This window comes from Burkholderia catarinensis (assembly GCF_001883705.2).
Taxonomy (GTDB): Bacteria; Pseudomonadota; Gammaproteobacteria; order Burkholderiales; family Burkholderiaceae; genus Burkholderia; species Burkholderia catarinensis.
In genome coordinates, this window is record NZ_MDEQ02000027.1 from 67,553 (window position 1) to 93,518 (window position 25,966).

At 64.4% G+C, this 25,966-nt stretch carries 24 protein-coding genes, 2 tRNA genes and 1 pseudogene; 7 read left to right on the plus strand and 20 right to left on the minus strand.

Translation table 11 applies throughout. From position 1 onward, the window contains the following. Positions 1–217 precede the first annotated feature (217 nt). The 3 genes from bamC to BFF94_RS31025 all read right to left on the minus strand — a co-directional run bounded on the left by bamC (position 218) and on the right by BFF94_RS31025 (position 2,519). Positions 218–1,429 carry an NlpB/DapX family lipoprotein gene (gene bamC, locus BFF94_RS31015; protein WP_128842223.1) on the minus strand — a complete coding sequence of 404 codons (1,212 nt, stop codon included), beginning with the start codon at positions 1,427–1,429 and terminating at the stop codon, positions 218–220. A gap of 140 nt (positions 1,430–1,569) precedes the next feature. Beyond that, positions 1,570–1,646: transfer RNA gene (locus tag BFF94_RS31020), tRNA-Pro, on the minus strand. A gap of 159 nt (positions 1,647–1,805) precedes the next feature. Further along, positions 1,806–2,519 carry a class I SAM-dependent methyltransferase gene (locus BFF94_RS31025; protein ID WP_128842222.1) on the minus strand — a complete coding sequence of 238 codons (714 nt, stop codon included), beginning with the start codon at positions 2,517–2,519 and terminating at the stop codon, positions 1,806–1,808. Positions 2,520–2,848: 329 nt separating this feature from the next. Between BFF94_RS31025 and BFF94_RS31030 the strand changes: the two genes are divergently transcribed. Together BFF94_RS31030 and BFF94_RS31035 are read left to right on the plus strand one after the other, a co-directional pair. Then, positions 2,849–3,727 carry a tyrosine-protein phosphatase gene (locus BFF94_RS31030; protein WP_128842221.1) on the plus strand — a complete coding sequence of 293 codons (879 nt, stop codon included), beginning with the start codon at positions 2,849–2,851 and terminating at the stop codon, positions 3,725–3,727. Positions 3,728–4,069: 342 nt separating this feature from the next. Beyond that, positions 4,070–6,280, plus strand: coding sequence for a hypothetical protein (locus BFF94_RS31035; protein WP_219140196.1), 2,211 nt, complete (start codon positions 4,070–4,072; stop codon positions 6,278–6,280). An 80-nt stretch (positions 6,281–6,360) separates the two neighbouring features. Here BFF94_RS31035 and BFF94_RS31040 read toward each other — a convergent pair whose 3' ends face one another. From BFF94_RS31040 to BFF94_RS31100, 13 genes are all read right to left on the minus strand, one after another. Beyond that, positions 6,361–6,768, minus strand: a complete 408-nt coding sequence (locus BFF94_RS31040; protein ID WP_128842220.1) for a MerR family transcriptional regulator — start codon at positions 6,766–6,768, stop codon at positions 6,361–6,363. A gap of 60 nt (positions 6,769–6,828) precedes the next feature. Beyond that, on the minus strand, positions 6,829–7,215 hold the full coding sequence (locus BFF94_RS31045; protein ID WP_040144036.1) for an integration host factor subunit alpha: 387 nt from the start codon (positions 7,213–7,215) through the stop codon (positions 6,829–6,831). A 72-nt stretch (positions 7,216–7,287) separates the two neighbouring features. Further along, complete coding sequence (pheT, locus tag BFF94_RS31050; RefSeq protein ID WP_128842219.1) at positions 7,288–9,717, minus strand: phenylalanine--tRNA ligase subunit beta; 2,430 nt, start codon at positions 9,715–9,717, stop codon at positions 7,288–7,290. Between the two features lie 96 nt (positions 9,718–9,813). After that, the gene (gene pheS / locus BFF94_RS31055; protein WP_047900506.1) at positions 9,814–10,827 is read right to left on the minus strand and encodes a phenylalanine--tRNA ligase subunit alpha; all 1,014 of its coding nucleotides are present in this window, start codon (positions 10,825–10,827) and stop codon (positions 9,814–9,816) included. A gap of 149 nt (positions 10,828–10,976) precedes the next feature. Continuing rightward, positions 10,977–11,336, minus strand: coding sequence for a 50S ribosomal protein L20 (gene rplT, locus BFF94_RS31060; protein ID WP_004192938.1), 360 nt, complete (start codon positions 11,334–11,336; stop codon positions 10,977–10,979). 30 nt (positions 11,337–11,366) lie between these two features. After that, complete coding sequence (rpmI, locus tag BFF94_RS31065; RefSeq protein ID WP_004191477.1) at positions 11,367–11,564, minus strand: 50S ribosomal protein L35; 198 nt, start codon at positions 11,562–11,564, stop codon at positions 11,367–11,369. Positions 11,565–11,753: 189 nt separating this feature from the next. Next, entirely contained in the window at positions 11,754–12,278 is a 525-nt protein-coding gene (gene infC, locus BFF94_RS31070; protein ID WP_128842218.1) for a translation initiation factor IF-3, read from the minus strand. 47 nt (positions 12,279–12,325) lie between these two features. After that, on the minus strand, positions 12,326–14,233 hold the full coding sequence (thrS, locus tag BFF94_RS31075) for a threonine--tRNA ligase (RefSeq protein WP_128842217.1): 1,908 nt from the start codon (positions 14,231–14,233) through the stop codon (positions 12,326–12,328). A 270-nt stretch (positions 14,234–14,503) separates the two neighbouring features. Continuing rightward, positions 14,504–14,580, minus strand: a tRNA-Val gene (locus BFF94_RS31080). 85 nt (positions 14,581–14,665) lie between these two features. Next, positions 14,666–16,900, minus strand: coding sequence for a RelA/SpoT family protein (locus BFF94_RS31085; protein ID WP_128842216.1), 2,235 nt, complete (start codon positions 16,898–16,900; stop codon positions 14,666–14,668). A gap of 44 nt (positions 16,901–16,944) precedes the next feature. Beyond that, a complete protein-coding gene (locus BFF94_RS31090) occupies positions 16,945–17,298 on the minus strand; it encodes a RidA family protein (protein WP_014897238.1) in 354 nt (117 codons plus the stop codon). Between the two features lie 79 nt (positions 17,299–17,377). Beyond that, entirely contained in the window at positions 17,378–18,274 is an 897-nt protein-coding gene (locus BFF94_RS31095; protein WP_128842215.1) for an alpha/beta fold hydrolase, read from the minus strand. A 133-nt stretch (positions 18,275–18,407) separates the two neighbouring features. Next, the gene (locus BFF94_RS31100; protein ID WP_128842214.1) at positions 18,408–19,313 is read right to left on the minus strand and encodes a LysR family transcriptional regulator; all 906 of its coding nucleotides are present in this window, start codon (positions 19,311–19,313) and stop codon (positions 18,408–18,410) included. 138 nt (positions 19,314–19,451) lie between these two features. Here BFF94_RS31100 and BFF94_RS31105 point away from each other — a divergent pair, with 138 nt between their 5' ends. The 3 genes and pseudogenes from BFF94_RS31105 (at position 19,452) to BFF94_RS31115 (ending at position 21,778) form a co-directional block, all read left to right on the plus strand. Next, on the plus strand, positions 19,452–20,009 hold the full coding sequence (locus BFF94_RS31105; protein WP_128842213.1) for an ester cyclase: 558 nt from the start codon (positions 19,452–19,454) through the stop codon (positions 20,007–20,009). Positions 20,010–20,020: 11 nt separating this feature from the next. Then, positions 20,021–21,026 (plus strand): annotated as a pseudogene (locus BFF94_RS31110) (polysaccharide deacetylase family protein). 38 nt (positions 21,027–21,064) lie between these two features. Beyond that, the gene (locus BFF94_RS31115) at positions 21,065–21,778 is read left to right on the plus strand and encodes an SDR family oxidoreductase (protein ID WP_128846484.1); all 714 of its coding nucleotides are present in this window, start codon (positions 21,065–21,067) and stop codon (positions 21,776–21,778) included. A 77-nt stretch (positions 21,779–21,855) separates the two neighbouring features. Here the strand turns inward: BFF94_RS31115 and BFF94_RS31120 are convergent, their stop codons facing one another. After that, the gene (locus tag BFF94_RS31120; protein WP_128846481.1) at positions 21,856–22,497 is read right to left on the minus strand and encodes a CoA transferase subunit B; all 642 of its coding nucleotides are present in this window, start codon (positions 22,495–22,497) and stop codon (positions 21,856–21,858) included. Position 22,498: 1 nt separating this feature from the next. Continuing rightward, entirely contained in the window at positions 22,499–23,203 is a 705-nt protein-coding gene (locus BFF94_RS31125) for a CoA transferase subunit A (RefSeq protein ID WP_011545238.1), read from the minus strand. A gap of 223 nt (positions 23,204–23,426) precedes the next feature. Here BFF94_RS31125 and BFF94_RS31130 point away from each other — a divergent pair, with 223 nt between their 5' ends. Then, the gene (locus BFF94_RS31130; protein ID WP_124454779.1) at positions 23,427–23,972 is read left to right on the plus strand and encodes a LuxR C-terminal-related transcriptional regulator; all 546 of its coding nucleotides are present in this window, start codon (positions 23,427–23,429) and stop codon (positions 23,970–23,972) included. Positions 23,973–24,076: 104 nt separating this feature from the next. Here BFF94_RS31130 and BFF94_RS31135 read toward each other — a convergent pair whose 3' ends face one another. Then, on the minus strand, positions 24,077–24,508 hold the full coding sequence (locus tag BFF94_RS31135; RefSeq protein WP_128846476.1) for an acyl-CoA thioesterase: 432 nt from the start codon (positions 24,506–24,508) through the stop codon (positions 24,077–24,079). A gap of 32 nt (positions 24,509–24,540) precedes the next feature. After that, positions 24,541–25,323, minus strand: a complete 783-nt coding sequence (locus BFF94_RS31140; protein ID WP_011545236.1) for an SDR family oxidoreductase — start codon at positions 25,321–25,323, stop codon at positions 24,541–24,543. Positions 25,324–25,501: 178 nt separating this feature from the next. On the opposite strand from BFF94_RS31140, the gene BFF94_RS31145 reads away from it, so the two are divergent. Then, positions 25,502–25,966 (plus strand): NAD(P)/FAD-dependent oxidoreductase (locus tag BFF94_RS31145; protein WP_219140197.1); only part of this gene is annotated, 465 nt, incomplete at its 3' end.

Below are 25,966 nucleotides of genomic sequence, written 5' to 3' on the forward strand. Positions count from 1 at the left end.
AGCAGGTTACGTGCCAGACATCGTTATCCGACTATTTCATTGATTTATAAGGATAATTTTTTCGTCAGCGACGATGTGACACGTGTTCTGCCGCCGTAACGCACGGATGTTACGTAACGTCACGAGGAGGGATCCACTCTCTCGCACGCGCCGACGAGCACCCATGAAAAAACCCGCCGAATGGCGGGTTTTTCGTTGGTGCAGAGAAACGTCGAAATCAGCGGAGCTGATTCACGAGCAGCCCCATGATCTGGCGAGCCGGCGACGACGTGTCGATCGCACCCGAATCGTCGACGACCGCAATGCGCGTCTGGTCGGCCGTGACCGCCTTCACGTTGACGCGGTACTGCTTCGCCTGCTTTTCCTTTTTGCCGTGGAACAGCTGGCTCCAGAAGCCCTGCTCGGCCGAACTCAGATCCTTCGGATCGACATAGCGCACGAAATACAGGCCCTTCGAGCGATCGCGATCGTCGACCGTGAAGTTCGCGCGATCGAGCGCGAGACCGACGTGCAGCCACGACCGGTCGTACGGCTCGCCGAGCGTGACTTCGGACGGCACGGCGGCAGCGTCGGCCGCATCGTTACCTTGCGCCGACGTGCGCGTGACGTTCTGTGCGGCGATCGCGGCGGCAGCCTTCGACGATGCGTCGGCGTCGGCCTTCTTGTCGATCGGCACCACGTTGTCTTTGATGTTCGCGATCGGCGGCTCGCCGTTCTTCGCGCGCTGCTCGTTCTGCGCGAGCACGGCCATCAGCCGCTTCAGGTATTCGGTCTCGAGCGCCGGATCGTTCGGCTTCGGTTCCCACTTGCTCGAGTCGTTGCTCGCGCCCGTGATCGCCTCGCGCATCCCCTTCTGGCTGATGAACACGTAGGTGCCGCCGTTCGGCGCCGAATCGAGACGCGTGCGGTACTTGTTGCGCTCGGCCGTCACGTACGAGTTGCCCATCGCCTTCGAGATCACACTGCGGATCAGACCGTCGTTGATCTGCGGATGGGTTTCGTTCCAGTCGGTTTCCATCACGCCCTTGTCGCGCTGGTCGACGACGAGCAGGAAGCCCTGCTCCTGCCAGAAACGGCGGACCTGCGGCCAGATGTCGGCCGGCTGCTTGCCGTCGATCACGAGCCAGCTCTCGGTGCCGTCACGCTGGATATGCATGCCGGTCACGGCCGGAGCGACCGTGTCCAGTGCAGGCGCCGCCTGCCGGACCTGCTGAAGCGCAGACAGGGAAGTCGCGCCGCCCTGGGGCGGCAGCGAACGCTGATCGGCCGTCTCGTCGAGCATATTGGGCGGCACTGCGAGCGACGCTTCCTTCGATTTCGAATCGCTCTTGTAGTCCACTTTCGTGGGCGACGACGTACCGCAACCGGCAACGAGCGCGCCGGTGGCGAGCACTGCAGCGAACCGCATGGTAAGACGAAGATCAGTCATGTTCGGGGAATCCTCTTCCGCTAAATCACGGCGCTTTCCGTGGATCAACCTTGCATTTTACCGGGGCCGCGCCGCGATGTGCAAAAAAGCGGTCGGCAAGAAAAAACCCGCGTCAGCCTAGGCTGACGCGGGTTCTTGTCTGGTCGGGGCGAGAGGATTTGAACCTCCGACCACCTGCACCCCATGCAGGTACGCTACCAGGCTGCGCTACGCCCCGAAAGAAAAAAATTATAACAGACACTTTCCTGATTTAGAACGGGTCGCATGCATTTTGTGAATGTTCTTGTGAAATTTTTGGATGTGGCAGCACCGATGCGAGCGACGACGCACATGGCATAGGCCACCTGCGCACCGGCCTCACGGCCCGGCATCGCATTCACTGCTTGCGCGCGACACAGATGACCGTCAGGCCGGCGACGCGGTTGAAGCGGAACATAGGCAACTCGATCCGGCAGATCGTCTTGAGCAAGCCATTGACGAGCGGATGGTGCCGGCGTAATTGCGACGCCGGCTCGCGCGGATGCCGACGCGCCCGCTCGCCCAGCCGCAATGCCGCTGCGAGCGGAAACGTGAGACCGAAATAATAGGCGCCGTGCTCGACATCGAGCCCTGCGCGACGCACCACGTCCTCGAGACTGCCGAGCGTATATCGGCGCTTGTGCTCGAGAAAATCGTCATGGCCGCTCCAGAGGAACTGGAACGCGGGAACCGTGATCAGGAACCGGCTACCCGAAGGCGCGCCCTTTACGTACTGCATCAACAGACCGACATCGTCGTCGACATGCTCGAGCACGTCCATCAGCAACACGAGATCGGCATCGAATCGTTCAACGGATCGCCGAAAGTGGATGGGCTTGCCGGCCGCCTCGCCGTCGGTATCGTCGGCGTAACTCGTATCGACACACCACGCCTCAGACGCCTGCGTACGCTCCAGCAAATGCTTCGAGAAGAAGCCGGAGCCTGCACCGACATCGAGTATCCGGTTCGCGCCCGACGCACCCAGAAACCGACGGATCGCGCTCGCCTTCGACGCGTAGTACCAGTGATCGTCCACACCCGCACCCAATACGTCGACTTCCTTCAGATCCATGACGCTTCCCCGTGATGGCTACCGTGCGTTGATCGATACAGCCACTGATGCCGATCTTACCCCGCCGTCGATCGTAGCCGTCAACAATGGCCGGCCTGCACCGGCAACCGCACGCCTCCCTAATCGAAAAGGACGATGGCCGCTTCGCCGCAATTCGCTACCGTGCGGTTACCCGGCGCGAGATTGACGCGCACGGCGAACCGTCCGACTGCATGCGCCGATCGATCCGGCCCGCCCCGGCTTTGCCGCATCGCGCGAGATACAGGAGGCGGCTTCGGTCACCACCGCGGTCGCGACTTCCGGTAACCGTCTCCGACAAAGGGCATTGAATGCATCAGAAAAGCGAAATTTCCCGTCGACATTTTCTCCGGCTGGGCGCCGGAACGATAGGCGTGGCACTCGGAAGCGCGTCGCTTCTGTCGGCATGCGGAGGCGACTCGATTTCGGTCGCGCCGGTCACGACACCACGGCTGAGTTCGGCATCGAACTTTCGCGACACGGCCGGACCGGACGTCACCGGCTATGTGACGATCAGCGGCGCGAAGATGAAGAAAGGCGTGATCTATCGCTCATCCGCCCTCGCGCTGTCCACCGCCGACGTCGTCACCGTCGGCACGCTCGGCATCAGGCAGGTCTGCGACCTGCGCACGCCCGCCGAGATCAGGACGCAACCGGATATGCCGCTGGCCGGCGCAACCTGGCAAAACCTCAACGTGCTCGGGGCCGCCAGTATCGACCCGATTCCGACCACCGGCCCAACCGCGACGGCATTCATGCTGAGCATGTACCGGGCGTTCGTGACGTCGGACACCGCGCATGCAAGCTATCACGCACTCTTCACCGGTTTCGCCGACAGTGGCGAGAACCTGGTTTTCCACTGCACGGCCGGCAAGGATCGCACCGGCTGGGCAACCGCCATTCTGCACACGGTCCTCGGCATCTCTCGGCAAACGATTCTCGCCGACTACCTGCTGACCAACGTCTATAGCGCATCCGAAATCGCCACCTCAATCGCCCAGGCTCAAAAAGCCGGCGGGCAAAATGCGGCAGACATGATGACCGCGCTGCAAGGCGCACATGCCGACTATCTGCAGGCGGCATTCGATCAGGTCACCGCGTCGTATGGCTCGATGACGTCGTATATCGAGAACGGCCTGCAACTCGACCCGGCGACGCTGAACGCAATCCGGCAGCGCATGCTGGTCTGATCGGCCTCGCGGGCAGCCGCGACGGAGCCGGTTCGCACACACGCTTCGCCAGCACCGGCCGCCCGGATCCTGTAAAACCCGTGCCGGCCAAGGCTGGCGGCAGGTCTGCCCGGTCGCGTCAAAAGACGGCGGCCGATGGTCCGCACGAACCAAACGACCGTTTGATCCAGTCTCCGGCCCACGCCGAATCCATTGTCCGGCAGCCCGCCGGCTCGCCGCACCCGGGCGCCCGTTGTTTGGTAACGCCGCTCTAGCACGCTATGACACACTGCACGGCATCGACGCTCGCGCCGTGCAGTGGCGCGCGCCGCCGTCGATCACGACAAGACATGGAGACAGACGATGCGGAATGCGGTCCGGCGCGGCCATCGCACGCCTTTGGCAATTTTCGACCGGATTTCCGGCGCGCGACGTGCGGCCACCCCGGTTTCGCACAAGACATCCCGCGTGTTCGGCTGCGGCGCACTGGCGCTCGCGCTGCTCTGCGCCGGCTGTGCGGAACCGGCCGCGCAGCGCGACGGCAACACGTCGGTCGCGTCGACAAAGATCGAACGCACAAAAGCCGAACGCCTCGCCCGCGAGCAGCAGATCGCGCGCACCGTACCGTCGCTCGCATCGATCAGCCTCACGCAACCGCGCCCGTTCACGCTACGCGACTCGGGCCAGAACGGCGCGATGACGTTCCTGCGCGACGTCGATTTCCGCATCGTCAACAACCTCGGCTTCTTCATCCATCAGTTGTCGGCCACGCTCGTGCCGACACAGGCCGGCGCGCCGATCGTGTTCGACGATCCGACGAGCTTCGAGATCGACGTGCATGAAGGCACGGTCACGCTCGACAACGCCAAGCTGACCGCCCTCTTCAACACCTACATCTTCGGCTACCGCAACGCGCCGCTGCGCAAGCTCGCCGTGTCGGCCGGCGACGGCGTGATCCATCTGCAAGGCGAGATGCAGCGTGACGGCTGGGTGCCGTTCTCGCTGACAGGCACACTCGCGATCCGCGACGGCAGCCAGCTCGTGTTCCACCCGACCGGCGTACGCGTGTCAGGCATCAACGCTCAGCCCGTGATGCGCGCGGCCAACGTGAAAATGGCGGACCTGCTGAAGGTCCAGACACCGATCGCGCGGCTCGCCGGCGACGAGCTCGTGATGTCGGTCGACAAGCTGATGCCGCCGCCGCGCCTGAAGCTCTTGATCACCGCGCTGCGCGTGACGCCGGCCGGCCTCGACCTGACGCTCGACGACGGCACGCATGCAGGCTTCGCGATGCCCGCGAACGCACCGCAGCAGGCGATGGTCATTCGCGGCGGCGATGTGAAGTTCATGCGCTCGATGCCGATGAACGCGGATATCGTGATCGGTCCGGCCGATCCTGCGAAGCGCGACCAGACTTTCGTGTTCGACCTGTATCACTATCGGGACCAGGTGTCGGCCGGCTACTTCAATTTCGACGAAAGCGGTGCGATGGCAATCCGGATGCCGTCGTACGCCGGCCCGGCCAGCGGCTCGCTGCTCGGCAACGCGGCCGCGCGCCTGAACGACAGCTTCCTTGCCGCACAGCAGAACGCACTGCGCGACGTGCGCCAGCACTGGGAAGCCTACGCGCTCGCGGCGGACACCGCTCGACCCGGCATGCAGAAGGTCGCGATGCGGCGCACGTCGACCACGCCGTTCAACGAACGCCACGTGTCGAACCGCAACCCGACGATCCACCTGCGCAACGTCGACTTCAACCTGTCCGGCGATATCGGCTTTCATGTCGAGGATCTCGACGTGGAACTCGTGTCGAAGCGGCCCGGCGAACCTGTCGATCTCGACGATCCGAACCAGTACGACATCCGCATTCTCGGCGGCACGGTCGTCGAGTCGTGGAAGGCGATGTCCGCGCTCTTCAACAATTATTTGCTCGACTACTCGCCGCGTTCGCTGAACGACCTGCAACTGAGCGCGGATGGCCAGAACCTGCGCGTCCAGGGCGGCATCAAGCTGTGGAATCACGTGCCGGGCGTCTGGCTGCCGACCGACATGAGGGGCTCGCTGACAGTGCTCGACGACCGGCACCTCGCGTTCAAGCCGTCCCAGGTGTCGGTGCTCGGCATTCCGCAGGCAAAGCTGCTGCGCTCGCTCGGCATCGAGCTCGCTTCGCTGACGCCGCTGCAGCGTCGCGGCGCAGAACTGCGCGGCGACACGCTCGTGCTCGACCAGTACACCGTGTTCCCGCCGCCCGTGCTGAACGGCAAGCTGGGACACGCAACCGTCGAGCGCGACGGGCTGCGCCTTACGTTCCGGCGGGTGGCGGGCGCGCCCGCGCCGCAGCGGCCGCAGATCGATGCGACGAGCTACATGTGGATGGAAGGCGGCGACATGAAGATGTTCAACGTGCTCGAACTGAACGTGCGTGCGCTGATCCGGAATTCGGCCGAGGCCGGCCCGATGCGTTTCGACCTGTACGGCTACCGCAGCCAGGTCGCGCAGGGCTCGGTGCGGATGCTGCCGGACGGCACGCTGGTCGTCGACATGGGACAGAAGAATCCGCTCGCGTCGCGTTGATGCACGTGTGCGACACGCATGAAAAAACCCGGTGGCAATTCGCCAACCGGGCTATTCATTTCATCACGCGCACTTCGTACTCAGCCGTGTTTCAGTCCGTCGATCACGTCGAGCAGCGCCTGCCGTAACGCAATGACGTCGACGCCCGGCTTGCCCGGCACACGCGCATCGGCGGCCTGCGCCTCCTGCTCGACGGGGGCCACCGCAACCCGCTCGCCGCCCGGCGAATCGAGCCGGTTACGCGCGCCATTGATCGTAAATCCCTGCTCGTACAACAACTCGCGAATCCGCCGGATCAGCAGCACTTCGTGATGCTGATAATACCGACGATTGCCGCGCCGCTTCACCGGCCGCAGCTGGGTAAATTCCTGTTCCCAATAACGCAGCACATGCGGCTTGACCCCGCACAGTTCGCTGACTTCACCGATCGTGAAGTAGCGCTTCGCGGGAATCGGAGGCAAGACGACTTTCTCAACCGTAGTGGTCATCGTCGGTTAACCGTCGGTAAAGGGTGCGCGGCGGTCGCGCGGGACGTCAGCGCGCCGGGCTTACTCCGCGCCGTTTTCGACCAGCGCCTTCAGCTTCTGGCTCGCGTGGAAGGTTACCACCCGGCGGGCCGCGATCGGAATCGCCTCGCCCGTCTTCGGATTGCGGCCCGGCCGCTGCGGCTTGTCGCGCAACTGGAAATTGCCGAACCCCGACAGCTTGACGCTTTCGCCGTTTTCGAGCGCGTCGCGGATCACTTCGAAAAACGCCTCGACCATGTCCTTCGCTTCACGCTTGTTCAGCCCGACGCTGTCGAACAGCAGCTCCGCCAGTTCCGCCTTCGTCAGCGTGGGCGTCTCGGCGGACGCCGGCGCCGAAGCGTCGCGGTTCATGGCGCTTCGTTGCGCCGTCAGGAGGGCTTCGAATTCACTCGAGGTCATGTCGTTCATATCTGCCATACAGCGCGTTAAATCAAAACTTACGATCGGAAAAAGCCGCCCGCGAACGGGCGGGCCCTCTCCTTAGCCGCGCAGGCGCGCACCGGCACGAGCCATCCGCTCGACCAGCGTCTGGATCGCCTGATCGACGACCTCGTCCTGTAGCGTGCCAGCCGCGTCCTGCAGCGTCACGCGGAAGGCAAGGCTCTTCTCGTGCGCGGCAAGACCACCGGAAGTATTTGATTTTGCACGAAATTCGTCAAAGAGTACAACCTTCTGAACGAATCGGCAGGCCTCTTCGGCGAGCGCCTTCTTCATTTCGTCGAAAAGTGCCTGAACCTCGACCGCCTGATCGACGACCACGGCGATATCGCGCCGTACCGGCGGGAATTTCGACACGTCGGTCGGTGCGGGCAGCGCACGCGCAATCAGCGCGTCCGCATCGATCTCGAACATCACCGGCGCATGCGGCAGCTCGTATTTCTGCATCAGGCGCGGGTGCAATTCGCCGACCCAGCCGACCGCACGGCCATCGACCTCGATGCGCGCGCTGCGGCCCGGATGGAGGGCCGGATGCTCTGCCTTCACGAAGCGCGCGGCCGCGGGCGCGAGCAGCGCCTCGAGATCGCCCTTCACGTCGAAGAAATCGACCGGGCGGGTCTCCGCGCCCCATTGCTCGTCGAGTGCCGGACCGTACGCAAGCGCGCCGACACGCTTCGGCTGCGCATGACCTTCGACCGCCAGCTCGCCCGCCTTCACCGACGGATCGGCAACGAACACACGGCCCGACTCGAACACGCGCACGCGATCTGCGCGGCGGTTCAGGTTGTGGCGCAGCACGGCGATCAGGCTGCCGAACAGCGTCGTGCGCATCACCGAAAGCTGGCTCGCGATCGGGTTCAGCAGCCGGATCGGATTGTCGTTGCCGGCGAAATCGTGCTCCCACTCCGCGTCGACGAAGCTGAAGTTGACGGTTTCCGCATAGTCGCGCGCGGCGAGCGCGTGACGGATGTCGTGGATCGAGCGCCGCGTCTCGTTGGTCGCGCGCATTTCGCTCGTCGCGACCGGCGGACGCGCCGGGATCTTCTCGAAGCCGTAGATGCGCGCCACTTCCTCGATCAGGTCTTCCTCGATCTCGATGTCGAAGCGGTGCGACGGCGGCGTGACGAGGAACGCGTCGTCGTCACGCTCGAACGGCAGGCCGAGGCGCGTGAAGATGCTGGCGATCTCGTCGGCGCCGATCTTCACGCCGATGATGCGGTTCGCGCGCGACACGCGCATCTTCACCGGCGCGCGCTGCGGCAGGTTCACGGACTGATCGTCGACCGGGCCGGCCTTGCCGCCGCAGATCTCGAGAATCAGTTGCGTAATGCGCTCGACGTGCTCGACGGTCGTCGCGTAATCGACACCGCGCTCGAAGCGATGCGCCGCATCGGTCGAGAAGTTGTACTTGCGCGCGCGGCCGCGGATGCTGTCCGGCCACCAGAACGCGGCTTCCAGGTAGATGTTGGTCGTGTCGAGCGTGACGGCCGTGCTGTCGCCGCCCATGATGCCGGCCAGGCTTTCGACTTGGGCGGCGTCCGCAATCACGCCGACCGTTTCGTCGAGTTCGACCGTGCTGCCGTTGAGCAGCTTCAGCGATTCGCCGCGCTTGCCCCAACGCACCTCGATACCGCCGTGAATCTTGTCGAGATCGAACACGTGCGACGGGCGGCCGAGTTCGAACATCACGTAGTTCGAGATGTCGACGAGCGCCGACACGCTGCGCTGGCCCGAACGCTCGAGGCGCTCGACCATCCACTGCGGCGTCTTCGCATGCGCGTTCACGCCGCGGATCACGCGGCCCGAGAAGCGGCCGCACAGATCGGGCGCGGCAATGCGCACCGGCAGCGTCTCGTCGAGCTCGACGCGCACCGGGCGGATGTCGACCGGCGTCAACGGCGCGCCGGTGATCGCGGCCGTCTCGCGCGCGATACCGAACACGGACAGGCAGTCGGCCTTGTTCGGCGTCAGCTTGATTTCGAAGATCGTGTCGTCGAGATTGAGCGTCTCGCGGATATCCTGGCCGACCGGCGTGTCTTCCGGCAGGACCAGCAGGCCGCTGTGATCCTCGGACAGCTTCAGTTCGCGCGCCGAGCACAGCATCCCCTGGCTCTCCACGCCGCGCAGCTTCGACAGCTTGATCGCGAACGGCTTGCCGCCCTCTTCTGCCGGCGGGAGTTCCGCGCCGACCAGCGCGACCGGCACTTTGATGCCGGGCGCCACGTTCGGCGCGCCGCAGACGATATTCAGCGTCGCGCCGGTACCGGCGTCGACCTGGCAGACATTGAGCTTGTCCGCATCCGGATGCTTGACGACTTCGAGCACGCGGCCGACGACGATCTTCGACGTCGGCGGCGCAGCCTTGCTCAGCGATTCGACTTCGAGCCCCGCCATCGTCAGCGCGTGCGACAGCTCGTCGGTCGTCAGCTGCGGGTCGACAAAGGTTCTCAACCAGGATTCAGGGAATTGCATGGATGTCTACGTTCGAAACAGGTTAGATCGACGCCCGGGCCCCGTCGGATCGTCCGTCGAGGCGTGCGCGGGCACATGTCGGCGCGGCGAGCGGCGTTATGCGAACTGGCGCAGGAAACGCAGGTCGTTCTCGAAGAACAGCCGGAGATCCTGGACGCCATAACGCAGCATCGTCAGGCGCTCGAGGCCGCTGCCGAACGCAAAGCCGATGTAGCGTTCGGGATCGAGGCCCATGTTGCGGATCACGGTCGGATGCACCTGCCCCGAGCCGGAGATCTCGAGCCATTTGCCGGCGTTCTTGCCTTGCTCGAACATCATGTCGATCTCGGCCGACGGTTCCGTGAACGGGAAATACGACGGACGGAAGCGCACGAGGATGTCGTCGCGCTCGAAGAATTTCTTCAGGAAATCGGTGTAGACGCCCTTGAGGTCGGCGAAGCTGATGTTTTCGTCGATCCACAGCCCCTCGACCTGATTGAACATCGGCGAGTGGGTCGCATCGCTGTCGACGCGATACGTGCGGCCCGGCGCGATCACCTTGATCGGCGGACGGTTCATGCGCGCGTAACGCACCTGCATCGGGCTCGTGTGCGTGCGCAGCAGCAGCTGGCGGCCGTCGGCGTCCTTGCCTTCGACGTAGAAGGTGTCCTGCATCGAACGCGCCGGATGGTTCTCCGGGCTGTTCAGCGACGTGAAGTTGTACCAGTCGGTCTCGATTTCGGGACCGTCGGCCACATCGAAGCCGATCGAGCCGAAGATCTGTTCGACACGCTCCCACGTGCGCATCACGGGGTGCAGGCTGCCTGCACCGGCGCCGCGGCCCGGCAGCGTCACGTCGATCGCTTCGGTGGCGAGGCGCTGGTTCAGCAGCGCGTCGGCCAATGCCTGACGACGGGCGGTCAGCGCGGCTTCGACCTGCTGCTTCACGACGTTGATGCGTGCGCCTTCGGTCTTGCGTGCTTCGGGATCGAGCTTGCCGAGGCCCTTCAGCAACTCGGTCAGCGCACCCGACTTGCCGAGAAATCGTGCTTTCTCGTTTTCGAGCGTGGTGATGTCGGCAGCCTGTTCGAAGGACTGCTGCGCGTCGGCGACAATCTGGTCCAGATCCATAGATCCCATCATTTCCAACGTCATTCGGTCTTGGCGAGCGAAACTGCTCCACCAAACAAAAAAGGGGCTCGGAAGAGCCCCGTTTTCGCTGCAGCGGCCGAGACTACCGGAACGTCGCTGCAACTAACCACGCAGTGCTAATTTCGCAATTAGGCTGCAACGGCGGCTTTCACCTGCTTGACGATCGCAGCAAAAGCAGCCTTGTCGAACACCGCCATGTCGGCCAGCACCTTACGGTCGAGTTCGATCGACGCCTTCTTCAGGCCGTTGATGAACACGCTGTAGGTCATGTCGTGCTGGCGAACTGCCGCGTTGATACGCGTGATCCACAGTGCGCGGAACACACGCTTCTTGTTGCGGCGGTCGCGGTACGCGTACTGACCAGCACGCATCACCGCCTGCTTGGCGATGCGGTAGACGTTATTGCGGCGGCCGCGATAACCCTTGGCCAGGTTGATGATCTTCTTGTGGCGGGCCCGTGCGGTTACCCCACGTTTGACTCGAGGCATATTTCTCTCCTTAGAGTATCGATTGAGGGGTTACGCGAACGGCAGCATTGCGCGGACGGAGTTCAGATCGGAATCATGAACTGCCGTAGCGCCGCGCAGGTGACGCTTGTTCTTCGTGGTTTTCTTGGTCAGGATGTGACGCTTGAAGGCTTGACCGCGCTTGACGGTACCGCCCGGACGCACCACGAAGCGCTTTGCAGCGCTCTTCTTGGTCTTCATCTTAGGCATGACGACAACTCCAGTTTATTAGATGGCGATGGGTGTGCGGTTGGCTTGCGCCCTTGACCCGCCCTTCGAAACCCAGTCCACTTGTGTACGGCGAACCGCTTGCGCAGCCACCGTCATTGTTGGAACGCCGCCCTGACCGGGCAACGCGCCGAACCACTGTCGAACCAGCGCGCAACGCGCGCGGGCTCGTTACTTCTTTTTCTTCGGCGAGAGCACCATGATCATCTGGCGCCCTTCCATCTTCGGCATCTGCTCGACCTGGCCCACTTCCTCGAGATCCGTGCGCAGACGCTCAAGCATCCGCATACCGATTTCCTGGTGAGCCATTTCGCGACCGCGGAAACGCAACGTGATCTTCGTCTTGTCGCCCTCTTCGAGGAAGCGCACGAGATTGCGGAGCTTGACGTTGTAATCCCCGTCATCGGTACCCGGGCGGAACTTGACTTCCTTGACCTGGATGACCTTCTGCTTCAGCTTCGCTTCGTGCTGCTTCTTCGATTCCTGGTACTTGAACTTGCCGTAATCCATCAGACGGCAAACCGGGGGAACCGCTTGCGGCGCGATTTCCACCAGGTCAACATCCAGTTCTTCCGATTTACGGAAAGCATCAGCGAGTTTTACGATACCGAGCGGTTCGTTCTCGATCCCGACCAGACGCACTTCCGGCGCATTGATTTCACCGTTGATGCGATGCGACGACTTATCAGTAGCGATGTTACGTTTCCTCTAAAAATTAAAAAAACGAGCCGCGCTGCCAGGGCTTACTTGAACGAGCGCAGGTCTTCCTGCAGACGCTCAACGAAGGCTTCGACCGGCATAACGCCAAGATCGACGCCGCCACGGGCACGCACGGCTACCGTTTGCGCATCACGCTCCTTATCACCCACGACGAGGAGATAAGGCACCTTTTCCAGCGTGTGCTCGCGTATTTTATAGCTAATCTTCTCGTTGCGCAAATCGGCCGTCACTCTAACCCCTTGTTTTTGCAACGATTGGGCCAGAGCATGCGCATATTCGATCTGATTTTCGGCGATATTGAGCACAACTGCCTGGCTCGGCGCGAGCCAGGCCGGCATTGCACCAGCATGGTGCTCGATCAGAATGCCGAGGAATCGCTCCATCGAACCGACGATTGCACGGTGCAGCATCACGGGCCGGCGACGGCTGTTGTCTTCCGCCACGTACTCGGCGCCGAGGCGCTCAGGCAGCATCATGTCGAGCTGCAGCGTGCCGCACTGCCACGAACGGCCGAGCGCATCCTTGATGTGGTACTCGACCTTCGGACCGTAGAACGCACCTTCGCCCGGCAGTTCTTCCCACTGAAGGCCGCACGCCGTCAGCGCTTCGCGCAGCCCCTGCTCGGCACGGTCCCAGGTTTCGTCGGAACCCATGCGCTGCTCCGGACGCAGCGACAGCTTGATATCGATGTGGTCGAAGCCGAAATCCTTGTACACGCTCATCGCGAGCTTGTTGAACGCGATCGACTCGGCAATGATCTGATCTTCGGTACAGAAAATGTGTGCATCGTCCTGCACGAAGCCGCGCACGCGCATCAGGCCGTGCAGCGCACCCGATGCCTCGTTGCGGTGGCACGAACCGAATTCCGCGTAACGCAGCGGCAGGTCGCGGTACGAGCGCAGGCCGTGCTTGAACACCTGGACGTGCCCCGGGCAGTTCATCGGTTTGATCGCGTAGTCGCGCTTTTCCGACTCCGTCGTGAACATGTTCTCGCGGTAGTTCTGCCAGTGCCCCGACGCCTCCCACAGCGAGCGGTCCATGATCATCGGCGTCTTGATCTCGAGATAGCCGGCTTCGTTCACGCGGCGGCGCATGTACTGCTCGACCTGCTGCCACAGCGCCCAGCCCTTCGGATGCCAGAACACCATGCCCGGCGACTCTTCCTGCATGTGGAACAGGTCGAGCTGCTTGCCGAGCTTGCGGTGGTCGCGCTTTTCCGCTTCCTCGAGCATGTGCAGGTACTGATCCTGGTCTTCCTTCTTCGTCCAGGCCGTACCGTAGATGCGCTGCAGCTGCTCGTTCTTCGAATCGCCGCGCCAGTACGCGCCCGCGACCTTCATCAGCTTGAAGACCTTCAGCTTGCCGGTCGACGGCACGTGCGGGCCGCGACACAGATCGGTGAAGCCGCCATGCGAATACAACTTGATTTCGTCGCTTTGCGGAATCGATTCGATGATCTCGGCCTTGTACTTCTCGCCGATGCTGCGGAAATACCCCGCGGCCTCGTCGCGCGACACGACGCGGCGCGTCACGGGCTCATCCTTCTTCACGAGCTCCTGCATGCGCTTCTCGATCTTTTCCAGATCTTCCGGCGTAAACGGGCGGTTATACGAGAAGTCGTAATAGAAGCCGTTGTCGATCACCGGGCCGATCGTCACCTGCGCGTCCGGGTACAGTTCCTTCACCGCGTATGCGAGCAAGTGCGCCGTCGAGTGGCGGATGATGTCGAGGCCGTCGGCATCCTTGTCCGTGACGATCGCGAGCGACGCGTCACGGTCGATCACGGCCGACGTATCGACGAGCTCGCCATCGAGCTTGCCGCCAAGCGCAGCTTTCGCAAGACCGGGACCGATCGAGGCCGCGACCTCGGCAACTGTCACCGGATGCTCGTATTGTCGAACTGAGCCGTCAGGCAAGCGTATCGAAACCATAGCAATCTCCGTGATGCCGACAGTGGGCGGCAGACCAGGTACGCAATATAAAAATCACGCGTGAAATTTCGCGACAAAAAAAATGCGGCCCCGCTTTCGAGGGGCCGCATTCGATACTTCACTCAAACTCAAAGGGCGAAAGGGTTCCTCGACTAGCGTCGCTCCGAAGTAGTTTCGGTCAACGTTCGCGGTGTCATAACCGTATTCGCCTTGTTCGCGTTGAGTTATTTACTGCATCGAACACCCGGAGACCGGGCATTCTCAATTCGTTGGTAGGCTCGATTGGACTCGAACCAACGACCCCCACCATGTCAAGGTGGTGCTCTAACCAGCTGAGCTACGAGCCTAGAGAAGCTGAAATTATATGGAGCCCCTACCTGTTTGGCAAGTGTTTTTATGCGGTCGCAGCAAAATGACCGCGTTCCAACCCCATCATGCCTTCCGCCCGGCCCGCACGACGCCCTGCACCTCGCCGAGCAACGTGCAGGCGCGCTGTACCTGTGCCGAGTTCGACACCTCGACCGTGAACTGCATGAATGCCGCATTGCGTCGGCTCTGCGTCTTCACGCCCACCACGTTGATCTTTTCGCGCGCGAACACTTCGGAGATGTCGCGCAGCAACCCTTGCCGGTCGCTCGCCTCGATCATCAGGTCAACCGGATAGACGGACGCGCCGCGCCCGCCGAGCACGTCGGCCGACCAGGTCGTCTGCAGCACGCGTTCCGGCGCACGCTCGACCATCCGGCGAAACGTCGGGCAGTCGGTGCGGTGGATCGACATCCCCTTGCCGCGCGTGACGAAACCACTGATCGGATCGGGCGGCGCCGGACGGCAGCAGCGCGCGAGCTGGGTCAGCAGCGCGTCGACGCCCACCACCAGCACGCCGGTCGACGCGCCATGCGCGACGCTCGCGCCGCTGCTGCGCTTCTCGAAATCGGCAGGCGCCTCGAACGCAGGCTCCGGTGGCGGCGCATCGGACAGCGCATGCTCGACGTTGCGCAGGCTGAACTCCTCCTTGCCGACGACCGAGAACAACTCCTCGGGCGACTTGAAGCCGAGTTTCGCGGCGAGGTTGTCCAGGTTGACCGACGTCTTGCCCTCGCGTTGCAGCGTCTTTTCGACGAGCGCCCGGCCATGCGAGACGTTTTCCTCCTGCTCGATCGAGTTGAACCACGCACGCACCTTCTGCCGTGCGCGCGAGCTCTTCAGGTAGCCGAGCTGCAGGTTCAGCCAGTCGCGCGACGGCCCGCCCTCCTTCACCGCGACGATCTCGACCGTCTGGCCGTTCGCGAGCGACGTGTTCAGCGGCACCATCACGCCGTCGACGCGCGCGCCGCGGCAGCGATGACCGAGTTCGCTGTGCAGGTGATACGCGAAATCAACCGGCGTCGCGCCCTGCGGCAATGCGATCACGCGCGCCTGCGGCGTCAGCACGTAGATGTGATCGTCGTCGAGCGATGTCTCGCGCAATTGCGCCCATGCCCGGTCGCCCGACACCTCGGTGCCGTCCTCGACGTCGTCCTTCCACGCCAGCAACTGGCGCAGCCACGCGATCTTCTCGTCGTACTTGTCGCTCGCCGAGAACTGGCCGCCATAGCCACGCGCGCCGGCCTCCTTGTAGCGCCAGTGCGCGGCCACGCCGTACTCGGCAAAGCGGTGCATGTCCTGCGTGCGGATCTGCACTTCGAACGCGCGACCATCGTCGCCGATCACGACCGTATGCAGCGACTTGTAGCCGTTCGGCTTCGGCCGCGAGATGTAGTCGTCGAATTCCTTCGGCACCGGCTGCCACAGGTGATGCACGATGCCGAGCACCGTGTAGCAATCCTTGATGTCGGGCACGATCACGCGAAACGCGCGCACATCGTACAGCTCGGAGAAGTCGAGCTCCTTGCCGCGCATCTTGCGCCAGATGCTGTAGATATGCTTCGGCCGGCCGCTCACGTCGGCCTGGATGTGCGCCTCCGCCAGCTCGTGCTGCAGCCGCGCGATTGCCTGCGTGACGTACGCCTCGCGTTCGATGCGCTTCTCGTCGAGCAGCTTCGCGATGCGCTTGTAGGTGACGGGATCCTCGAAGCGGAACGCGAGATCCTCGAGCTCCCATTTCAGCTGCCAGATACCGAGACGGTTCGCGAGCGGCGCATAGATCTCGAGCGTCTCGCGCGCGACGTCGGGCGGCGGATCGATCTTCGCGGCCGCGTAGTAGCGCAGCGACTGCAACCGCGATGCAAGCCGGATCAGCACCACGCGGATGTCCTGCGCGAACGCGAGCAGCATCTTGCGCAGCGCCTCGATCTGCGTGCGCCGCTCTTCCGCCGCATCGCGCCCGACGTCGGACACCGCGTTCTGCGCGGCGCGCAGGCTGACGGTACCGAGCCGCAACAGCTTGCGCACATCGGCAACGAGCCGCGCGACCTCTTCGCCGAAACGCTCGGTCAGCTCGCGCCCGGGGTCGCTCAGGTGCGGCGTCAGCACGAACAGCGCGGCGGCCTGCATCGCGGAAGGGTCGACGTTCAGCGTGCGCATGATCGACGCCGTGCCCGCCGAGTGATCGGCGAGCAATTCGCCGGACGACAGGCGCACGTCGCCGGCCCGCTCGCGCACGAACGCGAGCACGTCGTCGAACGACGGTGCCGCGACGGGGGAAGCTGAAATGGACTCGGTCATTGCACGGCCTGGCGGAATGCGGTCATCGTCGGGCGACGCTCAGCTCAACTCCGCTGCGCGGCGACGACCACGATCTCGACCAACAGCGCCGGATCCGCGAGCTTCGCCTCGACGGTGGCGCGCGGCGGCGTGTTGCCCTGTGCGACCCACGCGTCCCACTCCGCATTCATGCCTTCGAAGTTCGCCAGATCCGAGATGTAGATCTGCACCGACAGCAGATGCGCCTTGTCGCTGTTCGCTTCGGCGAGCAGGCGGTCGATGTGGCCGAGCACTTCACGCGTCTGGCCCTTGATGTCCTGCGTGGTGTCTTCGGCGATCTGGCCGGCCAGATACACGGTACCGTTGTGGATCGCGGTTTCGGAGAGACGGGCCCCGACGTGGTGACGAATGACTGCCATGGAATGTTCCGGTCGTGAGTGGTGAAGAATCGAACGACGGCACGGCCCGCGTGCCGCCGAACCGCATATTATGACGCGTTTATGCAGCGCCTTCGACGAAAAACCGCCGCGCGAGCGCAATCTGGTCGGCGTTGATGAACGCCGGCGCGTGGCCCGTACCCGGAATTTCGGCCTGCGTCACATGCCGGCCGCGACGCATCATCTCGGCTACCGTCTCGCGCGACAGCAGGTCCGACATCTCGCCGCGCACGACGAGCAGCGACGCATCCGTCGTCTCGATGGCACGCCACAGCGCGGCCTCGCCGAGCGCGGCCAGTTCGGGCGTCGTCGCCTTGAACGGTTCGGCGATGCGCGGATCGTAGCGCATCGTCCAGCCGCCTTCGGGCAGCTCGCGCAGCAGCGGCCGGTTGATCTCGCGCCACTCGTCGCCGGTCAGCGCGCCGAACGGCAGCGACAGCGACGTCAGATAGTCGACGCCCTCCTGTTCGGTCGTAAAGCACGGCTGCACGCCGAGATATTCGCCGATGCGCGTCAGCGAATCGGGTTCGATGCGCGGGCCGACGTCGTTGACGATCATCCGGCGCAGCGGCGAACCGGGCAGCCCCGCGAGCGCCATGCCGATCAGTCCGCCCATCGACGTACCGAACCAGTCGACCGATTCGACGTCGAGCCGCGCGATCAGCGTCACCATGTCGGCCACGTATTGCGGAATCGCATAGAGCCGCGAATCGGCAAGCCGGTCCGACCGGCCGCGGCCGGCGACATCGGGGCAAACGACACGATACGTATCCGACAGCGCAGCGGCGAGCCGGTCGAAATCGCGCCCGGAACGGGTCAGGCCGTGCACGCAGACCAGCACGCGCGGATTGGCGGGGTCGCCCCATTCGGTATAGGCGACGTGGTGAAGGCCGGCGACGCTTGCACACTGCACGCATCGCTGACGGGGAACCGGAGGATTCGCTGAGGTTGTTGGCATCGTTGGCATCCTGTCGAACGGGGGGCGGCGCGGCGGACGACGCTTGCGCCGCCCGATGCAAACGATTGTAAACCGCTTCGTAACCGCAGGTCGTCACGCACACGCCACCGCCAATACATCGTTCGCAGCGTGCTCAGTCGCTGCGGCTCCACGCGCCGCGCAACTGCTCGCGCAGGAAATCGACGAATGCGCGCACGCGCAACGGCACGTGACGACCACCGGGATAAACCGCATGAAGCGGTGCCGCGGGCGCCGCGAATGCCGGCAGCACGCGGACCAGTCGACCGGCATCGAGATCGGCACCGACGTCCCAGATCGACTTCAGCGCGATACCCGCGCCCTCCAGCGCCAACGTACGAGCCGCGCCGCCGTCGTTCGTCAGCAGCGCGGCCGTCACCTCGACCGCAACCGTGCCCTGGGCACCGTCGAACCGCCACTCGGCACGCGGCTGGTCGCCCATCACGATGCATCGGTGCGCACGAAGCTCGGCCGGATCAGCGGGCAGCCCGTGCGCGGCGAGATAGCTCGACGATGCGCAAAGCACGCGATGATTCGGTGCCAGTTCGCGCGCGACCATCGTCGAATCCGCGAGGCGGCCGATCCGCACGGCAACGTCGATGTCATGCGCGAGCAGATCGACAATCGTGTCCGTCAGCATCAGTTGCACGGTCAGCTCGGGATGTCGCCGCTGAAACGCTGCGACGAGCGGCGCGATCCGCAGGCGGCCGAGTTCGCCCGGCGCCGTCAGGCGCAGCAAACCGCCGACCGTGCCGCGGCGATCGCTCATCAGCGTTTCGGCGCGCCCCACTTCGGCCAGGATGCGCAGCACCTGCGCGTGGAACTGCGCACCGTCGTCGGTCAGCGTCTGCTGCCGCGTCGTCCGGTGCAGCAGACGCACGCCGAGCTGCGACTCGAGATGCGCAAGCCGCTTGCTGACGACGGACAGCGACAAGTCCAGCTCGCGCGCCGCCGCCGACAGGCTGCCGGCCGACACGATTCTCGCGAAGGTATCGAGCGCCGGGAGATCGTCGATCAGCATCGTGGCACCGGCCCCGATCGCATCTTTCCTTTTTTCGAATAATCCATTCGCTTTCCGCCGGTATTTAGATAGATATCGGAAACCTACCATACCTGTTCCGCGTCGTCGTACGACGCCATACACAGGACACCCGAAACCATGTCGACCCGCCTTCCTTCGACCGCTCGCCCGATCACCCGCGTCATCGCTGCGGCAGCCTGCGTCGTTGCGCTGTCGCCTGCCGCGTCCCGCGCGGCCGGCCTCGTCGAGCCGCACAGCCTGACCGTCGCGGCCGACGTGCCGGTCACGCAGGCACGCGCACAAGTCCTCGCCGCGCGTCGCTACGGCACGTTCTGGGATACCGGCGACGCCACCCTCGCCCGCACGGCACTCGCCGCCGGCTTCATCGACCGAACGCTTCCAGCCGGCCGCGCACAGGGCTTGCCGGGACCGCTCGCGGCATCCCGAACGATGCGCGCAGCCATCCCGGACCTGCGTTGCGACATCGAGCAGATGATCGTCGCGGGCGACCGAGTCGTCGTGCACCTGCATTTTCGCGGGCATTTCACCGGCACGTTCAATGGCACGGCCGGAAGCGGGCAGACGGTCGACTTCATCGCGACCGACATCTACCGGATCGACCACGGCCGTATCGCGGAAAACTGGCACATCGAGGACAACCTGACGCTGATGCGCCAGCTCGGGCTCGTCGGCTGACGGGGAAGACGATGACTTACAGCGACTCCAATTCGGCGACGCCTCCGGCGCGCCGCACGTTTCTTGCACAGGCCGGCGCCGGGCTGGCGGCCGGCGTCGCGGCGGCCGCGGGCGCCTCCCGGCTGGCAGCCGCCGCGCCGGCACCGCGGCCAGCAGGCAGAGGAGCCGGCGGATTCTGGCCGAACGATACGCGGCTCGTCATCTCGATCTCGATGCAATTCGAGGCCGGCGGACAACCGCCCAAGGGCGCAGACAGCCCGTTCCCGCCCGTCGAATTTCCATCGTCGGCGCCGGTCGATCTGGCATCGGCCACGTGGTTCGCGTATGGCTATCGTGAAGGGATTCCGCGTCTTCTTGACCTGTGGGACCGGCACGGCGTGAAAGTCACGTCGCACATGATCGGAGAAGCCGCACGCCGGCATCCCGAACTGGCGCGCGAGATCGTGCGGCCACGAAGCGGCCGCGCACGGCCCGACCTGGCGCTCGCAATTCGCGATGAGCCGCGACGACGAGCGTCGTTTCCTCACCGAAGCCCGCGACATGGTCGAAGCGGCAACGGGACAGCGCCCGATCGGCTACAACTGCAACTGGCTGCGGCGCGGGCCGCACACGCTGCCGCTGCTGCAGGAACTCGGCTACGTGTATCACATCGACGACGTCAGCCGGGACGAGCCCTTCGTCGAGACCGTCGGCGGTCGCGATTTCGTGGTCGTCCCGTACACGCTGCGCAACAACGACATCCTGCTGATCGAGGGCCGCAACTACTCGCCGACGATGTTTCTCGAGCAGATCAAGCTCGATTTCGACCAGCTGTACGCGGAAGCCGGGCAGCGGCGCAGACTGATGTCGATCAGCGCGCACGACCGGATCAGCGGCACGCCGCAGATGGTCCGCGCGTGGGACGCATTCCTGCAGTACGCACGATCGCATCCGGGGGTCGCCTTCATGCGCAAGGACGACATCGCCCGCTTCGCGCTACGCAGCCCGTCGACGCTGCGCGAAGCCGAAACGATCTGACCGGATTCCGCTCACCTCCTCACCTCGGAACGACCACCATGAACGATCCACTCCACGGAAAGAAAGTACTTGTCGTCGGCGGCAGCTCCGGCATCGGCGCCGCCGCCGCGAAAGCCTTCGCGCAACGCGGCGCTGTCGTGACGATCGCATCGCGCGACCCGGCCAGGGCCGGCGCAGATGCCGCGCCGGACGAGCACGTGCGCACCGAAGCGCTCGACATCACCGACACGGCGGCCGTCGATGCGTTCTGCGCGCGCGCCGGCCAGTTCGACCACGTCGTGATTTCGGCCGCGAAGACGGCCACGGGCCCGGCCCGCGCACTGCCGCTTGCCGACGCGCAGGCTGCGATGGACAGCAAGTTCTGGGGCGCATACCGCATTGCCCGCTCGATCGATATTGCACCCGGCGGTTCGCTGACATTCGTGTCGGGTTACCTCAGCGTGCGACCGAACGCGTCGTCGGTGCTGCAGGGTGCGATCAACGCGGCGCTCGAGGCGCTCGCCCGCGGCCTTGCGCTCGAACTGGCGCCCGTGCGGGTGAACACCGTGTCGCCGGGCCTGATCGCGACGCCGCTGTGGGACAAGCTCGCACCCGACGCGCGCGATGCGATGTACGCGGGCGCCGCCCAGCGCCTTCCCGCACGCCGCGTGGGCCAGCCCGAGGACGTCGCGAATGCGATCGTGTACCTGGCCACAACGCCCTATGCGACCGGTTCGACGGTGCTGGTCGACGGTGGCGGCGCGATCGCGTGACGCATGCGGTCATGACAAAACGCCCCGCGTTCCGTCAGGAACGCGGGGCGTCGGTCGTCATCCGGAAAGGACGGTGCTCAGGCGACCGCGCTCACATCGAGCGGTGCGCCCGTCTTCGTCTGGATCTCTTCCGCGCTCACGCCGTCGGCGAGCTCGAGGACCTTCAGGCCGGCCGGCGTCACTTCGATCACGCCGAGATCGGTGATGATCAGGTCGACCACGCCGACCCCCGTCAACGGCAGGTTGCATTCGTCGAGGATCTTGTGCTGGTCGCCCTTCGCGACATGCTCCATCAGCACGACGACGCGCTTCACGCCGGCGACGAGGTCCATCGCGCCGCCCATTCCCTTGATCATCTTGCCCGGGATCATCCAGTTCGCGAGGTCGCCCTGCCGGCTGACCTGCATCGCACCGAGGATCGCGAGGTTGATGTGGCCGCCGCGGATCATCGCGAACGAATCGGCCGACGAGAAGATCGACGAGCCCGGCAGCGTCGTGACGGTCTGCTTGCCGGCGTTGATGAGATCGGCGTCGACTTCGTCCTCGGTCGGCGACGGGCCGATGCCGAGCAGGCCGTTCTCCGACTGCAGCCACACCTCGACGCCTTCCGGCACGTGGTTCGCGACGAGCGTCGGCAGCCCGATGCCAAGGTTCACGTAGAAGCCGTCCTGCAATTCCTTCGCCGCGCGCGCGGCCATCTGGTCACGATTCCAGGCCATGTCAGTCTCCTTTCGCGCGTACGACGCGTTGTTCGATGCGTTTTTCGGGCGTCGCGTTCAGCACGATGCGCTGCACGAAGATCCCCGGCGTATGGACCTGGTCCGGATCGAGCGTGCCGTTCTCGACGATCTCCTCGACTTCCACCACGGTGATCTTGCCGGCCATCGCGCACATCGGGTTGAAGTTGCGCGCGGTGCGGCGATAGATCAGGTTGCCGGACTTGTCGGCCTTCCAGGCCTTCACGAGCGCGACGTCGGCCGTCAGCGACGGCTCGAGCACGTAGTGGCGATCGCCGAACTGGCGCGTTTCCTTGCCTTCCGCGATGACGGTGCCGTAGCCGGTGTTCGTGAAAAATGCGGGGATGCCCGCGCCACCCGCGCGCAGCTTTTCGGCGAGCGTGCCTTGGGGCGTGAATTCGAGTTCGAGTTCGCCTGCCAGATACTGGCGCTCGAACTCCTTGTTCTCGCCGACATACGACGAGATCATCTTCTTGATCTGGCGCGTTTCCAGCAGCAGGCCGAGGCCGAAACCGTCGACGCCCGCGTTGTTGCTGATGCAGGTGATGCCCTTGACGGCCGAATCGCGCAATGCCGCGATCAGCGCCTCGGGAATCCCGCACAGGCCGAAGCCGCCCACCGCGAAGGTCTGTCCGTCGCGGACGATCCCTTCCAGCGCGGCAGCCGCGCTTGGATAGACTTTGTTCATCTGTTGTCCCTTCCTCTATGGAAACCAGCGAAACCGGTTCACGCGCCCACCTGGCCCGCAAGCCCGCCGCACCATTCTATGCATGCGCGGCGATGCCTGCGTCGAGGCGCGCTGTTTTTATGTCGCGGCAAACCGCCGCGAGATGCCTGAAAGGGTACGATGCGGCGTGGATGCGGCACAATACGCAAAAATACATAAGCGTTTGCCTCCCCTTGCCTGCGCCATGCCCGCTCTCGATTACCAGACTGCCTTCCACCTCGCGCCGCTCGGCCTCGTCCTGTCGCGCGACCGCGTGATCGAGGACTGCAACGACGCACTCGCGTCGATCTTCCGCTGTGCGCGGGCCGACCTGATCGGGAAATCGTACGAGGTGCTCTACCCGTCGACGGACGAATTCCAGCGCATCGGCGAGCGCATCGCGCGCGTGATGGCCGCGAACGGCATCTACTCGGATGACAGAATCATGAAACGCGCGGACGGCGAACTGTTCTGGTGCCATGTGACGGGCCGCGCGCTCGACCGTACCGCACCGCTCGCGGCCGGCGTGTGGACCTTCGAGGATCTGAGCGCGACACGCCGGGTCGCCGTCGAGCTGACCCCGCGCGAGCGCGAGATCGCCGCGCAGTTGGCAACCGGCAAGACCAGCAAGCAGATCGGGCGCGTGCTCGAGATCAGCTCGCGCACGGTCGACATCTACCGCGCACGGCTGATGCGCAAATACGGGACGAACAATACGCCGGAACTGTTGCAGCGCCTGCTCGGGCAGTAAATGGCAGCGCCGGATGACAATCGGCCGCATGATGCGGCCGATTCGGAGAAACAACGGGCATGGCAAGTTACCGGCGGCCCTGCGCCGGCCTCGCCGTGCGACGCTCAGCCGACCTTCGGCGCGAGCGCGCGCTCGATCGTGTCGCGCAGCAGTTGCGGCAGCGGCGCCGACTTGCCGAGCGCGTAGTCGACCCACACGCAGCGCGCATTGCCGCGCGCATAGACGTGCTGCGGATCGTCCGCGCGCGTGAGCTCGAAACCGGTGTCGAAGCTGCTTCGGCCAGGCTTCGCGGCCGACATCTTCGCGATCACGTCGCCCGGATAGTGCAACTGCTTGAGAAACTCCATCGACGCCGTGACGATCACGGGCCCCTGCCCTTCGCCGTTGCCGCCGGCGATGCCGAGCTCCTCGAACCACGAGATTCGCGCCTGCTCCATGTAGCGGAAATAGACCGTGTTGTTCACATGGCCGAACGCGTCCATGTCGCCCCAGCGGATCGGCATCGACATTTCAAAAACGGGGGAATAATCGCTCATTGCAGTCTTCTTTGTTGCTGAATGTCATCCGCTCAGGCGAGGCCGAAGCCGTCGTCGGCGGAGATAATCGAGCCATTGATGAACTGCGACTCGTCGGCCGCGAGCAGCAACAACAGCCCGTCGAGGTCCTGAGGCTTGCCGACGCGCCGGCGCGGCAGCATCGACTGCAGCTTCTGGCCCTGCTCGGTTTCCCACAGGTAATGATTGATTTCGGTATCGATATAGCCCGGACAGATCGCGTTGACGTTGATCCCGTGGCGCCCCCACTCGAGCGCCATCGCGCGCGTCATCTGCACGACCGCGGCCTTGCTCATCGCGTACAACCCGATCTGCGGGAACACGCGCAGCCCGGCGACCGACGCGATGTTGATGATCCGGCACGGCGGCTTGCCGTTGCCGCCTCCGTTCGCGCGCATGATCATCCGCTTCGCGACTTCCTGCGCGACGAAAAATGCGCCGCGCGTGTTGGTATCGAACACGAACTCGAAATCGGCAGGCGTCACGTCGACGAGCTTCTGCATCGTCGAGACGCCCGAATTGTTCACGAGGATGTCGATCGTGCCGGCCTCCGTCTCCGCATGCGCGACTGCCGCCTTGATGCTCTGGACGTCGGTCACGTCGAGCGACACGACGTGCGCAGCGCCACCCGCCGCCTCGATCTCCGCGCGCAGTTCCTTCAGGCGCTCGACGCGCCGGCTCGCGAGCACGACCTTCGCGCCGGCCTGCGACAATACCTGCGCAAAGCGCTGCCCGAGGCCGCTCGACGCGCCCGTGACCAGCGCAACCTTGCCTTCCAGATTGATCGATCGACCCATTTGCACATCCCCTTTCGATGTCATTTCGCCGCCATGGACCGCACGGCCCAAGCGGCATTACCCTAGCACATAAATAGAACGATCGTGCTAATCTAGCCGCATGCTGTTGCGGCAAGCGTTTCGTTTCGCAGACAATACGCTCCCGAATAAAAGCATTCTAACGGTTAGAGGAACGCCAATGACCCCCGCAAGCCTCATCGAGCAATACGGCCCGCGCGAATCGATGGAATACGACGTCGTGATCGTCGGCGGCGGCCCCGCGGGGCTGTCGGCGGCGATCCGGCTCAAGCAGTTGGCCGCCGAGAAAGGCACCGAGATCGGCGTGTGCGTGCTCGAGAAGGGTTCCGAGATCGGCGCGCACATCCTGTCGGGCGCGGTGATGGATCCGCGCGCGATCACCGAACTGTTCCCCGACTGGAAGGAACGCGGCGCCCCGCTCGATGTCGAGGTGACGGAAGACCGCTTCCTGTTCCTGTCCGAGCAGAGCGCGGTCACGACGCCGAACTGGGCGCTGCCCGAGAACTTCAAGAACCACGGCAACTACGTGATCTCGCTGGGCAACGTCACGCGCTGGCTGGGCACGCAGGCGGAAGCCTTGGGCGTCGAGATCTTCCCGGGCTTCCCGGCCGCCGAGATCCTGTAC

What these genes read in the sequence shown, in the direction of transcription:
- BFF94_RS31085 (WP_128842216.1), bottom strand. Translation starts at nt 16,900, where the DNA reads ATGACCGAGTCCATTTCAGCTTCCCCCGTCGCGGCACCGTCGTTCGAC.
- BFF94_RS31130 (WP_124454779.1), top strand. Translation starts at nt 23,427, where the DNA reads ATGCCCGCTCTCGATTACCAGACTGCCTTCCACCTCGCGCCGCTCGGC.
- rpmI (WP_004191477.1), bottom strand. Translation starts at nt 11,564, where the DNA reads ATGCCTAAGATGAAGACCAAGAAGAGCGCTGCAAAGCGCTTCGTGGTG.
- BFF94_RS31120 (WP_128846481.1), bottom strand. Translation starts at nt 22,497, where the DNA reads ATGGCCTGGAATCGTGACCAGATGGCCGCGCGCGCGGCGAAGGAATTG.
- BFF94_RS31125 (WP_011545238.1), bottom strand. Translation starts at nt 23,203, where the DNA reads ATGAACAAAGTCTATCCAAGCGCGGCTGCCGCGCTGGAAGGGATCGTC.
- BFF94_RS31090 (WP_014897238.1), bottom strand. Translation starts at nt 17,298, where the DNA reads ATGGCAGTCATTCGTCACCACGTCGGGGCCCGTCTCTCCGAAACCGCG.
- thrS (WP_128842217.1), bottom strand. Translation starts at nt 14,233, where the DNA reads ATGGTTTCGATACGCTTGCCTGACGGCTCAGTTCGACAATACGAGCAT.
- BFF94_RS31035 (WP_219140196.1), top strand. Translation starts at nt 4,070, where the DNA reads ATGCGGAATGCGGTCCGGCGCGGCCATCGCACGCCTTTGGCAATTTTC.
- BFF94_RS31095 (WP_128842215.1), bottom strand. Translation starts at nt 18,274, where the DNA reads ATGCCAACAACCTCAGCGAATCCTCCGGTTCCCCGTCAGCGATGCGTG.
- rplT (WP_004192938.1), bottom strand. Translation starts at nt 11,336, where the DNA reads ATGCCTCGAGTCAAACGTGGGGTAACCGCACGGGCCCGCCACAAGAAG.
- BFF94_RS31115 (WP_128846484.1), top strand. Translation starts at nt 21,065, where the DNA reads ATGAACGATCCACTCCACGGAAAGAAAGTACTTGTCGTCGGCGGCAGC.
- BFF94_RS31045 (WP_040144036.1), bottom strand. Translation starts at nt 7,215, where the DNA reads ATGAACGACATGACCTCGAGTGAATTCGAAGCCCTCCTGACGGCGCAA.
- pheS (WP_047900506.1), bottom strand. Translation starts at nt 10,827, where the DNA reads ATGGATCTGGACCAGATTGTCGCCGACGCGCAGCAGTCCTTCGAACAG.
- BFF94_RS31100 (WP_128842214.1), bottom strand. Translation starts at nt 19,313, where the DNA reads ATGCTGATCGACGATCTCCCGGCGCTCGATACCTTCGCGAGAATCGTG.
- bamC (WP_128842223.1), bottom strand. Translation starts at nt 1,429, where the DNA reads ATGACTGATCTTCGTCTTACCATGCGGTTCGCTGCAGTGCTCGCCACC.
- BFF94_RS31135 (WP_128846476.1), bottom strand. Translation starts at nt 24,508, where the DNA reads ATGAGCGATTATTCCCCCGTTTTTGAAATGTCGATGCCGATCCGCTGG.
- BFF94_RS31030 (WP_128842221.1), top strand. Translation starts at nt 2,849, where the DNA reads ATGCATCAGAAAAGCGAAATTTCCCGTCGACATTTTCTCCGGCTGGGC.
- BFF94_RS31025 (WP_128842222.1), bottom strand. Translation starts at nt 2,519, where the DNA reads ATGGATCTGAAGGAAGTCGACGTATTGGGTGCGGGTGTGGACGATCAC.
- BFF94_RS31140 (WP_011545236.1), bottom strand. Translation starts at nt 25,323, where the DNA reads ATGGGTCGATCGATCAATCTGGAAGGCAAGGTTGCGCTGGTCACGGGC.
- BFF94_RS31040 (WP_128842220.1), bottom strand. Translation starts at nt 6,768, where the DNA reads ATGACCACTACGGTTGAGAAAGTCGTCTTGCCTCCGATTCCCGCGAAG.
- BFF94_RS31105 (WP_128842213.1), top strand. Translation starts at nt 19,452, where the DNA reads ATGTCGACCCGCCTTCCTTCGACCGCTCGCCCGATCACCCGCGTCATC.
- pheT (WP_128842219.1), bottom strand. Translation starts at nt 9,717, where the DNA reads ATGCAATTCCCTGAATCCTGGTTGAGAACCTTTGTCGACCCGCAGCTG.